The organism is Howardella ureilytica (assembly GCF_054657495.1).
The window spans coordinates 1-15,025 of record NZ_BAAHYP010000014.1 but is presented as its reverse complement, the minus strand read 5'-3'; the positions used below and the strand labels follow the sequence as shown (position 1 = coordinate 15,025).

The 15,025-nt window shown below is 37.4% G+C and carries 16 protein-coding genes; 15 read left to right on the top strand and 1 reads right to left on the bottom strand.

All coding sequences use genetic code 11. From position 1 onward, the window contains the following. Positions 1-195 precede the first annotated feature (195 nt). The 3 genes from tpiA (at position 196) to ACYQ1N_RS07055 (ending at position 4,618) form a co-directional block, all read left to right on the top strand. Positions 196-951, top strand: a complete 756-nt coding sequence (gene tpiA / locus ACYQ1N_RS07065) for a triose-phosphate isomerase (RefSeq protein ID WP_459834362.1) — start codon at positions 196-198, stop codon at positions 949-951. Between the two features lie 2 nt (positions 952-953). Continuing rightward, positions 954-2,489 (top strand): 2,3-bisphosphoglycerate-independent phosphoglycerate mutase, encoded by a 1,536-nt coding sequence (gene gpmI / locus ACYQ1N_RS07060; protein WP_459834329.1) that lies wholly within the window; start codon positions 954-956, stop codon positions 2,487-2,489. 236 nt (positions 2,490-2,725) lie between these two features. Beyond that, entirely contained in the window at positions 2,726-4,618 is a 1,893-nt protein-coding gene (locus ACYQ1N_RS07055; protein WP_459834327.1) for an FUSC family protein, read from the top strand. A gap of 56 nt (positions 4,619-4,674) precedes the next feature. On the opposite strand, the gene ACYQ1N_RS07050 is transcribed toward ACYQ1N_RS07055, so the two are convergent. After that, positions 4,675-5,190 (bottom strand): DUF4364 family protein, encoded by a 516-nt coding sequence (locus ACYQ1N_RS07050; protein WP_459834325.1) that lies wholly within the window; start codon positions 5,188-5,190, stop codon positions 4,675-4,677. Positions 5,191-5,378: 188 nt separating this feature from the next. On the opposite strand from ACYQ1N_RS07050, the gene ylxM reads away from it, so the two are divergent. The 12 genes from ylxM to ACYQ1N_RS06990 all read left to right on the top strand — a co-directional run. Next, positions 5,379-5,723, top strand: a complete 345-nt coding sequence (gene ylxM, locus ACYQ1N_RS07045; protein WP_459834323.1) for a YlxM family DNA-binding protein — start codon at positions 5,379-5,381, stop codon at positions 5,721-5,723. A gap of 22 nt (positions 5,724-5,745) precedes the next feature. After that, positions 5,746-7,098, top strand: a complete 1,353-nt coding sequence (ffh, locus tag ACYQ1N_RS07040; protein ID WP_459834321.1) for a signal recognition particle protein — start codon at positions 5,746-5,748, stop codon at positions 7,096-7,098. A 39-nt stretch (positions 7,099-7,137) separates the two neighbouring features. Continuing rightward, complete coding sequence (gene rpsP, locus ACYQ1N_RS07035) at positions 7,138-7,380, top strand: 30S ribosomal protein S16 (RefSeq protein ID WP_459834319.1); 243 nt, start codon at positions 7,138-7,140, stop codon at positions 7,378-7,380. Positions 7,381-7,398: 18 nt separating this feature from the next. Further along, a complete protein-coding gene (locus ACYQ1N_RS07030) occupies positions 7,399-7,632 on the top strand; it encodes a KH domain-containing protein (protein ID WP_459834317.1) in 234 nt (77 codons plus the stop codon). After that, positions 7,622-8,134: a ribosome maturation factor RimM gene (gene rimM, locus ACYQ1N_RS07025; RefSeq protein WP_459834315.1), complete on the top strand. Its 513-nt coding sequence runs from the start codon at positions 7,622-7,624 to the stop codon at positions 8,132-8,134. Before ACYQ1N_RS07030 ends, rimM begins: the two co-directional genes overlap by 11 nt. 38 nt (positions 8,135-8,172) lie before the next feature. After that, on the top strand, positions 8,173-8,520 hold the full coding sequence (gene rplS, locus ACYQ1N_RS07020) for a 50S ribosomal protein L19 (RefSeq protein WP_459834313.1): 348 nt from the start codon (positions 8,173-8,175) through the stop codon (positions 8,518-8,520). Between the two features lie 92 nt (positions 8,521-8,612). Continuing rightward, positions 8,613-9,464 carry a ribosome biogenesis GTPase YlqF gene (ylqF, locus tag ACYQ1N_RS07015; protein ID WP_459834311.1) on the top strand — a complete coding sequence of 284 codons (852 nt, stop codon included), beginning with the start codon at positions 8,613-8,615 and terminating at the stop codon, positions 9,462-9,464. A 33-nt stretch (positions 9,465-9,497) separates the two neighbouring features. Then, positions 9,498-10,142, top strand: a complete 645-nt coding sequence (locus ACYQ1N_RS07010; RefSeq protein WP_459834309.1) for a ribonuclease HII — start codon at positions 9,498-9,500, stop codon at positions 10,140-10,142. A 142-nt stretch (positions 10,143-10,284) separates the two neighbouring features. Then, on the top strand, positions 10,285-10,728 hold the full coding sequence (locus ACYQ1N_RS07005) for a GNAT family N-acetyltransferase (protein ID WP_459834307.1): 444 nt from the start codon (positions 10,285-10,287) through the stop codon (positions 10,726-10,728). Between the two features lie 10 nt (positions 10,729-10,738). Beyond that, positions 10,739-11,101 carry a hypothetical protein gene (locus tag ACYQ1N_RS07000; protein ID WP_459834305.1) on the top strand — a complete coding sequence of 121 codons (363 nt, stop codon included), beginning with the start codon at positions 10,739-10,741 and terminating at the stop codon, positions 11,099-11,101. A gap of 56 nt (positions 11,102-11,157) precedes the next feature. Continuing rightward, entirely contained in the window at positions 11,158-12,438 is a 1,281-nt protein-coding gene (locus ACYQ1N_RS06995; RefSeq protein ID WP_459834303.1) for a bifunctional folylpolyglutamate synthase/dihydrofolate synthase, read from the top strand. 173 nt (positions 12,439-12,611) lie between these two features. Further along, positions 12,612-15,025 (top strand): insulinase family protein (locus ACYQ1N_RS06990; RefSeq protein WP_459834301.1); only part of this gene is annotated, 2,414 nt, incomplete at its 3' end.

Here is a 15,025-nt window from a genome sequence, read left to right as displayed (position 1 = left end):
CTGTTGCATATATGTTGTTTTATGTAAGAGGTTTTTATACATTAAGTTTATTTATGAATAATGCGGACAGTCTGTTTAATTATAAATATATTTGAAAGGTAAGAGGGGATACTATGAATATATTTATATGATATAATAATTGGCGTATTTATATCATTTATAGTAAAAATACCGAAAATATAATGTAAAGGATATATTATGAGAAAATTAATAGTTGCTGCAAATTGGAAGATGAATAAAACGCCGGAGGAAGCCGGGATTTTTGTCGAAGAAATAAAATCGGGGATTGCCAATGCCAATGCCGATGTATATGTTTTTCCTCCGTTCCTTGCGTTACAGACCGTATCCGATGTATTGAAGGATACCGACGTAAAGGTCGGAGCCCAAAATATGTATATTGAGGATAATGGTGCTTACACAGGAGAGATATCAGCCGATATGCTTCAGAGCATCGGAATTAATTCCGTAATTATCGGACATTCGGAAAGAAGACAGATATTTAAAGAAAGCGATGAGATGGTTCATGCAAAACTCATTAAAGCGCTTTCGAAAGGAATGACTCCTATTCTTTGTTGCGGTGAAGATCTTGAAACAAGAGAAAATAATAAATTTATGGATTTTATTAACTCCCAGATCAAATCGGCATTTGCCGATGTAAGTGAATCCGATGCATGTAAAGTTATTATTGCATATGAACCTGTATGGGCCATCGGAACCGGAAAGGTTGCCACCGGCGAACAGGCTGAGCAGGTTTGTGCATCGATAAGAAGTACGATTGAAGAGATGTATTCCAAGGAGACGGCGGATAATATCCATATTCTTTACGGAGGAAGCTGTAATGTGGGAAACGCAAAGGAATTATTTTCCATGCCTGATATAGACGGAGGGCTTATCGGCGGCGCCGGATTAAAACCCGAATTTGTAGACATAGTTCATTGTAAGGAGAAATAAAAATGAGACGTAAACCGGTTGTTTTAATGATATTGGACGGATACGGATTAAGTGATGAAAAGAGAGGTAATGCAGTAGGAAAGGCAAATACTCCGGTAATGGATGACCTTATGGCTAATTATCCCTTTGTTCACGGCCACGCATCGGGAGAGGCTGTCGGACTTCCGGAAGGACAAATGGGAAACTCCGAAGTGGGACATTTAAATATCGGAGCGGGAAGAGTTGTTTATCAGGATCTGACAAGAATTTCCAATGCCATAGAAGACGGTTCGTTTTATAAAAACGAGGCGTTTTTAAAGGCGATGGATAATTGCAAAAAGAACGGATCCACGCTTCATATTTGCGGATTATTGTCTGACGGCGGAGTACATTCATATAATAAGCATCTGTATGCTCTTATTGACATGGCGGAAAAAGAGGGATTAAACAGTGTACAGATTCACGCATTTACGGACGGAAGAGATACGGATCCTAAGTCAGGCATAGGCTTTGTGAAAGAGCTTGAAGCAGAAATGAAAAAAATCGGAGTAGGAAAGATTGCTACGGTTATCGGACGTTACTATGCCATGGACAGAGATAACAGATGGGACAGAGTTGAACAGGCATACAGATGTATGACTGAAGGCAAAGGCGTTTTTGCATACAGTCCCGAAATGGCGGTTTATCAGTCATATGAAGACGGTGAAACGGATGAATTTATCCGTCCTACGGTAGTTTCTTCAAGCAGCGGCAAGGTTCACAGTGTGGAAGACGGAGATTCTCTCATCTGCATTAATTTCAGACCTGACAGGGCAAGAGAAATTACAAGAGCCTTTTGCGATGATGAATTCACACATTTCGACAGAGGTCCCAGAAAAGACATAGTATATGTATGTATGACAGACTATGATGTAACCATACCTAATAAACTTGTGGCATTTGAAGATAAAGAAATTAAAAACACATTGGGAGAGGTTATTTCAAAAGCAGGTTTAAAGCAGCTTAGAACGGCTGAAACAGAGAAATATGCCCATGTTACGTTTTTCTTCAACGGAGGAGTTGAAGTTCCTTATGAAGGCGAAGACAGATACCTTGTTCCGTCTCCAAAGGTTGCCACATATGATTTAAAGCCTGAAATGAGTGCGGAAGAAGTGTGTGACGGAGTCGTAAACGCCGTAAATGAAGGAAAGTATGATTTTATAGTTGTTAACTTTGCCAACCCTGATATGGTAGGTCATACGGGAGTGGTGAAAGCCGCCGTAAGCGCCGTTGAAACCGTTGACGCATGTGTCGGAAGAATTAAAGATGCTGTAGTCGAAAAAAACGGAGTTCTGTTTATTTGCGCAGATCACGGAAATGCCGAAAAAATGCTGGATAATTATACCGGAAAGAGCGTTACGGCCCATACAACAAATGATGTTCCGTTTATATTGGTTAATTACGGTGACGTTAAACTCAGAGAAGGCGGAAGGTTATGTGATATAGCTCCTACCCTTCTTGAAATTATGGATATAGAAAAACCTGCGGAAATGACAGGAGAGTCATTAATCGTTAAATAATCTCCGGTTTATTTCCCGAACATCATAAAATAAATACAAAAACCTTGTGTTTAGCGCCGAACAGCGTTATATACAAGGTTTTTGTATAGGTGTTTTATCTTAAGACGCAAAAGTCCGTATGTTATGGTTTTAGATTATATTGTATTTGTGTTTATACAATATAATTTTAAAAGTGCTATAATCATTTAAGAACAAAATATTTTTATATTGGTATTATACTGTTGTGAGGTAGTGTGATGAGTGATAATTCTAAGGCTAAAGGTATTATAACTTTTAAGCCTGAGATAAGAAGAGAATCGATTCGGGCTATTATATATATGTCAATATATTTAATTTCGACTTATCTTATGATAGGACCCCTCGGAAAAAGCAATGCTTTGGCATTCGGTATGGCATTGTCAAATGTAATACCGTCAAGTCAGAATGACTATACCATAGAGCCGGTTAAGAATACATTTATTTTGCTGGCATCCAATGTAGGTATAATTTTTCTTTCATATCTCGGATACGGTTTCTTTGCAAACGGAACTCCCGGATATGTTACAATGGTAACCGTTTCAACCTTTATTACGTTTTTCCTGGCGGTATACCTTTTTACATCGGAAAAGCACAGCAGCACATTTATGCCGTTGTTACTCTGCTTTCCGGTAATGCTTTACAGACCGGTATATGGATGGGATTTTGTAATAAGAATTGCAATATTCGGAGGATTTGCACTTGTTTCCATTTTGTATAATTTTTTAATTCACGGAATGTCTTTTAATAAAAAGCTTAAAAAGAGAGTGGATTATACTGTAGGATTGCTTGAGAAACAATGTGACAGTATCTTAAACGAAGAAGACAAAGAGAAGTTGATTTCGCAAAAAAATGCAATAGATGACAGTCTTACCGTTATAGAGCAGGCGATAGGAGAAAAACTTTCCATAAGTTACAGGTGGCAAAGGGGCCATGACATGGTTCGTACAGTTACGATATTAAAGCGAATCAACAATACGCTTATGGATAATTATATAAATGAAGGCAAGAAAATGTCTCAGGGAATGCATAATCTTATTAACGAGATGTTGGATTCCATAGATGATTTTGAAGATGATAAAGTTTCCGAAGAGTCAGTTACAAAAGAGTTTGATGATTTATATGTTAAACTTAACAGTGAACTTGACGGGGAAACCATAGTGGAATCCGTAAGGGAAGAAATGGATGATTTTATCCAGGGTGAAGTACTTCATATTGATAAGAAAGAAAGTAAGGTTAAGATAAGCAGCGATATATTGAACCGCTTTAACATTTACAGTCTTATTTTTGCATTGAAGGTTTCATGTCTTGCGTCGGCGGGCATTCTTGTAACAACATTATTTAATCTACCGAACTCATATTTATTCCCTCTTTATGTGGGTATAACGGCTCAGCCTTATATAGAGGCCAATTCATCAAGCACAAAGAAGCGTATTATTAACTCGATATACGTTATAGGGTTGATGTTGATTTCATTTTCCATAACAAATGTGGTAGCGGTACATTATATTGTTCTTATTGGAATAACATTATTTGCCGATATGTTCTTCAAGTTTGATTATAAGGCAATGATAGGTACCATGTTTTCCGTAATAACATATGCCATTATGTCGCCGGATATGATTTATTCGGGTTCGCTGTACAGAATAACATATATAGCGTCAGCATGTATTCTGCTTCAGATTGTTGATATGTTTGTATTTCCGAGAAGTATAATGACAACTCTCCGCAAGCAGATGCAATATTCTCTTTATTTAAACGATGAATTAAGAGATGCGCTTTCAAACGAGGAAACAACATATAATGATATAAGTAAAATACTTATAAAAAAGAGGAAAATAAATCAGAAAATCAGATCTACCAACAGATATTCTCAGGCTCCTTACGTTAAGGAATATCTGATGGCCGACGAAGAGTGGATTAACAGACTTACAATGATAAATCACCGACTGATGGAAGACGGATTGAAAATAGGTGATTTTAAAGAAGTTATAGAGCATCCTGATAACTTATCGCACAGACTCAAAAATATATTTACTGCCATTGATGAAGTAACATGGGATGTGTTTAATGCAGAAAAAATTGCCGGTAAAATAGATTACGGAAAGAAATAATAAATGAAAAACCTAAGGTATGCGCACATAATATTAAGTGTCGCAGCCTTAGGTTTTTATGTTAATTTATGCATAATATATTCATAAATATCCTGATTGTTATTTTGCCATTTATTGCATATTATTTTGGCGTCTTCTTCTGAAGGAACCGATAATCGTATTTCAATTAAGGACGTATTGCCCTCGTTAACTTTACACTCAGCTATATAATCGCCGGATTCGGATTGGTAATAGTTTGAAATTGTATTGATCTCGCATCTGAAATCATATTTATTATCGCTTAAATAACAGTCAATATCTTCTTTAATTGATGAGGACAGCTTATTTGAAAACTGTCGTATGGCATACTGACCGTTTTCGGTAAGGGAATATTGCGTACTGTTTTTATAAATTGCCGCATGTATAAAATTATCATCAATAAGAGTATTAAGAGTGTTTTGCAGTGTGAAGTATGTGGTATATTCCCTGCCAAGCACAAAACTGCTGATTTGACTGTTGGAAAGCGGAAAATTAACCTTTTCCAACATATACAAAATCATAAGTTTATACATCATATCCGGTTCTTCATTCATGGTTTTATTGTCCTTATTATTTCCATAATAAAAATTAAGTCATATGTATAATAATATATGAAATTTTAACATTTGTTAAGCGCTATATATAATAACAAAAGATTAATATAAAAACAATGTAAAATAAAAATGCTTGACATCACTCTTTACAATCTGTTATTATAACCAACAGCTGTAAAGGAGTTTATATGAACAACATATTTAAACAGACATTATTGTATGACTTTTATGGTGAACTTCTGAACGAACATCAACGCAGTGTATATGAAGATGCTGTATTTAACGATTTATCTCTCAGCGAGGTTGCCGATAATTACGGTGTTTCAAGACAGGCTGTTCATGATCTTATCAAGAGAGTGACTAAGATGTTGGAGAAGTATGAAAATAAGTTGCATATGATAGAGCGATTCGCTAAGATGCAGGACATTGCACAGGGGATTAAAGATAAGGTTGATCAATATAAAGAATCCCGCGATGATAAGTTGCTGGATAAAATATCCGAAGATACAGAGCTGATAATAGATGAATTCTGATTTTCATCAGAAAGGATGAGTTATGGCATTTGATAGTTTATCAGAGAAATTGCAAAATGTTTTTAAAAAGCTTAGAGGCAAGGGGACTCTGAAGGAATCAGATGTTAAAGAAGCCGTAAAAGAAGTTAAGATTGCCCTTCTCGAAGCCGATGTAAACTTTAAGGTTGTAAAAAAATTCGTAAATACAATACAGGAAAAAGCCGTTGGTGAAGAGGTTATGAAATCTCTTACACCGGGGCAAATGGTGGTTAAGATTGTTAACGAAGAACTTACGGCTCTCATGGGTTCGGAGAAGACAGATATCAAATTCAGAACTGACGGTACGGCTACGAAGATTATGATGGCAGGTCTTCAGGGTGCCGGTAAGACAACAACGGCAGCGAAGCTTGCCGCAAAGTTTCAGTCCGAAGGCAAGAGACCGCTTCTTGTTGCCTGTGACGTATACAGACCGGCTGCCATAGATCAGTTAAAGGTAAACGGAGAGAAATTAGGTGTTTCCGTTTTCTCAATGGGTACCGATGTTAATCCGGTGGACATTGCAAAAGCAGCTGTGGATGAAGCGAAAAGCAGAAATAAGAATGTTATCATATTCGATACGGCAGGTCGACTTCATATCGATGAAGATATGATGGAAGAAATAAGCAGAATTAAATCCGAAGTGGGAGTTGATGAGACCGTACTTGTTGTCGATGCAATGACCGGTCAGGATGCGGTAAATGTTGCCAAAACATTTGACGATAAGGTTGGTATCGACGGAGTCATTCTTACAAAGCTGGACGGTGATACGAGAGGCGGTGCGGCACTTTCAATCAAAGCCGTTACCGGCAAACCTATATTATATGTAGGTATGGGTGAAAAACTTTCGGATCTTGAACCGTTTTATCCCGACAGAATGGCTTCACGTATGCTCGGTATGGGAGACGTGCTTTCCCTTATCGAGAAAGCGGAACAGGAAATAGACGAAGAAGAAGCGCTTAGAATGGCGGCTAAAGTCAAAAAATCGGAATTTGATTTTAATGACTATTTGTCTTCCATGAAGCAGCTGAAAAAACTCGGCGGTTTTTCAAAATTTTTGGGGCTTCTTCCTAATATGGGAATTGCCGGTAAAATGAAAGAGCTCAACCTTGACAGTGAAGACGCACAGAATGCGCTTGCCAAAAATGAAGCAATCATTTTCTCAATGACTCCAAAGGAAAGAGAGAATCCGCATATTCTCAATCCGTCAAGGAAAAAAAGAATTGCACAGGGAGCGGGAGTTGACATATCCGTCGTCAACAGACTTGTAAAGCAGTTTGAAGAAGCAAAGAAGGCTATGAAAAATATGCCCGGGATGTTTAAGGGTGGTAAAAAAGGCAAGTTTAAACTTCCTTTTTAACATATAATATTTTATTTACACATCAGTGGAGGAAAAGTAATGGTAAAGATTAGATTAAAAAGACTTGGCGCAAAGAGAAAACCATTTTACAGAGTTGTGGTTGCCGATTCAAGAACACCTAGAAACGGCAGTTCAATCGATGAAATAGGTACATATGATCCTAATTGCGAGCCTGCTAAGATCGAGATTGATGCCGAAAAGGTTAATCAGTGGATTGCTAACGGCGCTCAGCCAACAGAAACTGTTGCAAGACTTTTTAAAATTGCAGGTATCTCTAAGTAATTGATTGGAGGAAGCGTAATGGAAAAGTTTGTGGAATACATAGTGAAATCACTTGTTGATGACAAAGAACGGGTAACGGTTTATTCGGTGAGGCAGGGGGATTTGACTTCTATCCATGTTAAGACTGCTCCAGGCGATTTGGGTAAAATAATAGGAATATCAGGTCGCATCGCACAATCTATCAGAGTATTGGTTGCAGCAAGAGCTGCTGAAAATGCTAAAAACATAAAGGTATGTATTGATGAACAATGATGATTACCTTAGAGTGGGGGTAGTCGTTAAGACTCACGGTTTACGCGGTGAACTTACGGTATTTCCCACAACAGACGATCCGAACAGATTTAAGAAGCTTAAAGAATGCTTCATTTATGTAAACGGAGAAGAATATAAGCTTCATCCGAAGTCGGTTCGTTATTTTAAACAATATGTTATTATATCTTTCAAAGAATATGACAATATTAATGATGTTACCAAATTCGTAAAGAAAGATATAATGATAACAAGAGATAACGCAATTAAATTAGAGCCCGGAGAATATTTCATATGTGATCTCATAGGTCAGAAAATAGTCACATATGAAGGCGAAGAGCTTGGAATATTAGAAGACGTTATGACAAATGCCGCTAATAATGTGTACATTGTCAGAATGAATGACGGCAGGGAACTTCTTATTCCCGTCATTGACGACAGTAATATTTCCCATGATTTGGAAAGTGGTATTACAAAGGTTACATTATTAAAGGGATTGCTTTGATATATTTATAATAAATAACAATTCATGGAGGATTAGTAATGAAGGATTATATCGCAGAGATAGAAAACGCTCAGAAAAAAGAACAGTTACCTGAGTTTGGTGTAGGTGATACTGTTAAAGTTTCTGCTAAGATCATCGAGGGTACACGTGAGAGAATTCAGGTTTTCGAAGGTACTGTAATTAAGATTCAGGGTACGGGTCTTCGCAAGACATTTACGGTAAGAAAGCTTGCAAGCGGTGTAGGAGTTGAGAAGACATGGCCTCTTCACTCGCCTAATGTAGCAGATGTTAAGGTTGTAAGATACGGTAAAGTAAGAAGAGCAAAGCTTTTCTATCTCCGTGAAAGAACAGGTAAGGCTACAAGAGTTAAGGAACTCGTTAAGTAATTGCACCTTAATATTATATTATAAAAACAGTAGGGATATTTCGGTATTCCTACTATTTTTATAATTCGGGCATAATTAAAGCGGAGGTAATTATGGATAATAATAACTACCAGTGGTATCCGGGACACATGGCAAAAGCTTTCAAGATTATGAAAGAGGATATTGCTCTTGTGGATATAGTGATTGAAGTGGTGGATGCAAGGGCACCGGAAAGTACAAGAAACCCCAATTTATTGGAATTGACAAAGGGCAAGGGTCACATACTCGTACTTAACAAATCCGATATGGCGGATGATAAAGAAAGTGCAATGTGGCTTGAATATTACAAAGAAAACGGTGTCTGTGCCGTGCTGTTAAATTCAAAAAAACAAAGCGATGTGCTTAAAATAAAGGATACCATCGCAAAATTAATGGATGAAAAATATAAGGGCAAATCAAGAGATTACAAAAGAATACCGAGAGTAATGATATGCGGAGTGCCGAATGTGGGTAAATCTACGTTTATTAATTCATTTGTCGGTAAAAAAAGCGCAAAAACCGGCAACAGACCCGGTGTTACAACGGGAAAACAATGGATAAAGGTGGGAAACACATGTGAATTGTTAGATACTCCCGGCGTACTTTATGTTAAACCCGTTAATGAAAAATCCGGTCAGAGATTGGCGTTCTTGGGTTCATTAAACGACAATAATCTCAATATTGAAAATCTTGCTTTTTTCCTTATTGAGTGGATGATGAAGAGGTATCCCGACAGACTGTCGGAAAAATACGGAATTGAAACAGACGGAGATACTCTGGAAATATACGAAAATACGGCAAAGAGACTGGGAGCATTAAAAAAAGGCGGTAAGCTGGATTATGAAAGAACCGCAAAGGTAATACTGGACGATTACAGAAATGCAAGATTCGGAAAAATGACTCTTGAAAGACCGTGGATAGATTAATTAACACAAATATTTATTCTGAAAGGGAGCATCATGTCACCTGAAAAACTAAGAGCGGAATTACAGAGACTCAGAGCCATGAAAGAATATGAATATGGCTTTCTGTCGGTTTCAAATGCCGTTATTGCCGGAGTTGATGAAGCCGGAAGAGGTCCGTTGGCAGGTCCGGTGGTTGCGGCGGCGGCCATACTTGATATGGATGATGATTTTATTTATTTAAATGATTCTAAAAAAGTTACTCCAAAAAGGCGGGATGTTTTGTATGATGAAATTATGAATCGGGCCATATGCGGAATTGGAATAGTGTCGGCTGAGGAAATAGATGAAATAAATATATTGCAGGCTACATACAAGGCAATGAGAGAGGCGATTAACAACTTGTCTGAGCGTCCGACGGTTCTGCTGAATGATGCCGTAATTATTCCGGGAATAGAAGAAAGCATACATCAGGAGAAAATTATTAAAGGTGATGCAAAAAGCGTATCCATAGCGGCTGCAAGTATTCTTGCTAAGGTAACGAGGGACAGATATATGGAGGAACTGGGACGCAAATATCCGGATTACGGTTTCGAAAAACATAAGGGATACGGGACAAAAGCACACATTGAGGCAATTAAAAAATTCGGAATTACACCTGAGCACAGAAAGACATTTTTAAAAAACATAACAGGCGCGTAGAATTTAAAATGTTTTATATTTAAAGAATGTCAATAAAATAATATAATAAAACAGAAATATACATACGAAATATTTGATTAAATACTGTTTTAAAATTATGAATTCGTGTGCAAATTGCAGGATACGGATTTGGGAGAATATTATGAATACATTGATTAAAGAATACGGCGAACTGACGACGGATGAACTCTATGAAATTCTCAAACACAGAAGCGAGATATATGTTGTTGAACAAAAATGCATATATCTTGACATGGATGACAAGGATAAAGAATCAAAACATATTATGATTTTTGATGACGGTAAGTTGGTCGGATATATCAGGGTAATGGCTGCCGGCGTGTCGTATCCGCAGGCCTCGTTCGGAAGACTTACGGTAAAAAAAGAATACAGAGGTCTTAAACTCGGAAGAAAACTTGTTGAAACCGCCATGGATATACTTCTTAATAAAATGGGTGAGACCGAAGTTAAGATACAGGCGCAAAGCTATCTTGAAGAATTTTATAAGATGTTCGGTTTTAAACCGGAAGGTGATCATTTTATGGATTGCGGAATAAAACACATCTATATGACATACGGTAAATAAAAGGTTAAATATGGTAGTATTCAGGCTTACAAAAAAAGAAAATAATAAACTGTATTATATCTATTATCCCATGGGTATCGAAAAAGAAGGCGGAGGAATAATAGAGATAGATACAGAGCAACAATCAGGCAAAATAATTGCCGTTGCTCCTCTTGACAACGTCAGGGAAATTTCCGTAAAGGAACAGAAGATGATGAGAGATATTGTTGCAACATTAAGAGAAGAAGGGGGACATCCGAAACTTACGGAAGAGGAATGGCCGATACCCGTCGAAGTGTTGACGGAAGTTCGCTATGGAGACGCTGCAATGAAAAAGATCATCGACAGCATTAAGTCCGGAGAAATACCGAATATGGGAATGGCAAAATGCTGAAAAAACGGCACATAAATATATTCAATTTATAAAGTGACTATAATACGGGAGAAAGTATGAATTACAAAGAAGCGAGAGAATATATAAACGGATTGGAACCAAGCAACGAAATGAATCTTCAGGCAATATCCGCATTGCTTGGAAGATTGGGTGATCCGCAGCAAGAGCTTAAATTTATCCATGTTGCGGGAACGAACGGCAAAGGATCTTTCATATCGTATATTACTTCAATACTCGGAAGTGCGGGATATAAAGTAGGAAAATATACATCGCCTGCAATATTTGAAGAACTTGAGACGATTCAGGCAGACGGAAAGAATATCTCAGAAAATGATTTTGCACGATACATTACAAGGATTGCGGAAGTTATCGATGAGATGAAGTGTGATGATGAACCTGTTCCTTCTCCTTTTGAAGTGGAGACGGCAATTTCGTTTATGTACTTTAATGACTGCAAATGTGATATCGTTGTTTTGGAAGCGGGAATGGGCGGAAAACTCGATGCCACCAATGTAATTGACACTGTTCTCCTTGAAGTATTTATGCCTATTGCCATTGATCATGTGGATTTTCTCGGCAGCACCGTAGAGGATATTGCTTCCGCTAAATCCGGAATAATAAAGAGGAGCACAAATGTTATTTCCTCTGTACAGTCTGAAAAAGTAAAGGAGATATTGTGCAAAGTAGCGAAAGAAAATGAAGCCTCCATTGAATTTCTTAATCCGGATGATATTTATAACGTTGAATACGGCAATAAGGTACAGACTTTTTCATATGGGGATATATGGCATGACGTAAGTATAAGACTGACCGGCAAATTTCAAATAGAAAACGCCGCGACAGCTCTTCTTGCGGTTAACAAGCTGCGCGGTTTAAATATTGCAATCAGTAACGATGCGGTGAAAAACGGAATGAGAGAAGCGGTATGGAGCGGACGGTTTACCGTAATAAGCGAACATCCGACAATTATAATCGACGGAGCGCATAATCCTCAGGCGGCCGGTGCTTTGGTTGATTCAATAAAGCTCTATTACGGAGATAAAAACATTTTTTATATATTCGGAATATTTAGTGATAAGGATTATAAAAAAGTAATAGATATAACAATGCCGCTTGCGAAACACGTATATACCGTGGAAACTCCCGATAATCCCAGAGCTATGGATGCAAAGGAGTTGTGTAAAGAAGTAAAAAGAGTAAATCCGAATGCGGAAAGTGCGGAGTCCATACAGTATGCCGTCGATAAAAGTAAAGAGATGATGAGTGACGACGACGTATTGGTAATATTCGGTTCATTGTCATTTTTAAAAGATGCCAAAAAAGCGGTTGAAGGCTGATAGGTATTTCTAAACAATCTGTAAAGTTATTAACTTATGTACTGAATTGTTGTAGAATTATGAAAACATTGCGGAAGTTTATTACTTTATGAGATTTTTTCTCAATGTGAAGTATAAACTTCCTTATTTTGCATTTATGAATATTAATTACATACAGAATGAAAGAGGTATATATGTATACATTAGAAAACACGGTTGATTTGCCGGATATTGGATCTGTGGGATATATTTACAGACACAAAAAATCCGGCGCAAGAGTTATTTACATAGAAAATGATGATGATAATAAGGTATTTACGATAGGTTTCAGAACCCCTTCCGAAAACAGTACGGGAGTACAGCATATTATTGAGCACTCGACACTTTGCGGATCTGAGAAATATCCGGCAAAGGATCCTTTTGTGGAACTTGCCAAAGGTTCTCTTAACACATTCCTTAATGCCATGACTTATCCGGATAAGACGGTTTATCCGATTGCAAGCTGTAACGACGTTGACTTTAAGAATTTAACGGATATTTACATGGACGCCGTTTTTAATCCGAATATCTATAAAAGGGAAGAGATTTTCAAGCAGGAGGGTTGGCACTATGAATCCGACGGTGAAAAGTTTTTCCTTAACGGAGTTGTATTTAATGAGATGAAGGGCGTGTATTCGTCTCCTGATGATGTATTGGAAAGTAAAATCCTTAAGACTTTATACAGCGGAAACCAATATAAGTATGAGTCGGGAGGTGACCCGGAGGTTATTCCTTCGCTTACATACGAAGCGTTTCTTGATTATCATAAGAGACATTACGATCCCGCAAACGCATATATTTATTTATACGGAAAAATGGATATAAGTGAAAGACTTGAGTATTTGGATAGAGAATATTTATCTAAATATAATAAAGAAAATTTCAATACGGATACATCCGTTACCGTTCAAAAGCCGTTTGACGGTCCCGTTACGGCTAAGTATGTATATGCCGCAGACGAAGGTGAAGATACTGAAAACAGTTCATATCTTTCATGCAGTTGGATTGTCGGCAGTACTCTTGACAATGAATTTACAACAGATATGCAAATTCTTGATTATGCCCTTATGATTGCGCCGGGGGCCATATTAAAGCAGAGACTTGTTGACAGGGGTATAGGAGCGGACATAAGTTCAAGCTTTGAAACATCTCTTATGCAGCCTATGTACAGTATTGTTGTAAGAAATACTTCGCCTGATAAACTTGATTTGTTCAAAGAAACCGTAGAAGAAGTGTTGAACGAAGTATATACAAACGGACTTGACGAAAAAATGTTAAACGCCGCCCTCAGTATATATGAGTTTAAATACAGAGAAGCCGATTTCGGTTCATATCCGAGAGGACTCATATACGGACTGTCAATTCTGGAAACATGGATATATGATGAGAATAAGCCGTTTATTAACGTGCAAAGCGGAAAAGAGTACGACAGATTAAGGACGCTTAACTTAAGCGAGTACTTTAAAACATTCGTAAAAGATATTCTTATAGACAATAAGTCATGCGCATTGGTTCAGCTGGATCCGGACACTTCTTACGGTGAAAAACTCAGAAAAGAGGAAGAAAAGAGAGTATACGATTATATTAATACTTTGACAGAGGAAGAGAAGTCACGAATAGCAGAGGATACCTATTCTCTTAAAGCATATCAGGACGAACCATCCACAGAAGAAGAATTATTGTCAATACCTCTTCTTTCCATAGAGGATATCAGGAAAGAAGCCGATCCGATAAAGTATTCCGTTGAAGAAATAAACGGCGTAAAATGTGTTAAAGAAAATATCTTTTCCAATAATATTGCATATGTAAATGCGGCATTTGATATGGAACATATCAGCGATGAAGATCTTCCGTATGCCGGTCTTCTCAGCATGTGCATAGGGCTTATGGATACGGAAAATTATTCATATACGGATCTTACGAGCGAGATAAATATGCATACCGGAGGTATTTTTACCGACATTACGGCATACAATCTTGAAAAACACGATAATGACATTAAAATGTTATTCTCATTTAACGGAAAAGCATTCTACGGCAAGATAGATAAAATGCTTGAGTTGATTAAAGAGCAAATGCTCAGAACAAAGTTTAATGACAGTAAGAGAATGAAAGAACTCGTTGCAAAAAGTGTTTCACAATATGCGGCGGGATTCCTCAGTGCCGGTCATGTAACATCTGCGTCAATAGCTACGGAACAGTTTTCCAGGGGAACGTTCTATACGTCGATGACAAAGGGATACAGATTCTATGAATTTTTAAACGATCTTAATAATAATTTCGACGAACGCTTTGATTCTACTGTTGAAAAATTAAATGAGCTGGTAAACAGGTTATTTAATAAAAATGTTCTCACATTTAATGTTACGGCAGATGAAGAAGGACAAAACATATTTGACAAAGAAGCGCCTCTCTTTATTAATGACCTTAAAAACAGTGAAATCGAAGATGTTAAATATGATTCTCTTTTTGTTCTGGGTTCATTTTCTGTTGCATATACATCGCCTTCACAGGTTAATTACGTGGCGAGATCATGGAATTTCGCAAATGCGGGATTTAAGTATACCGG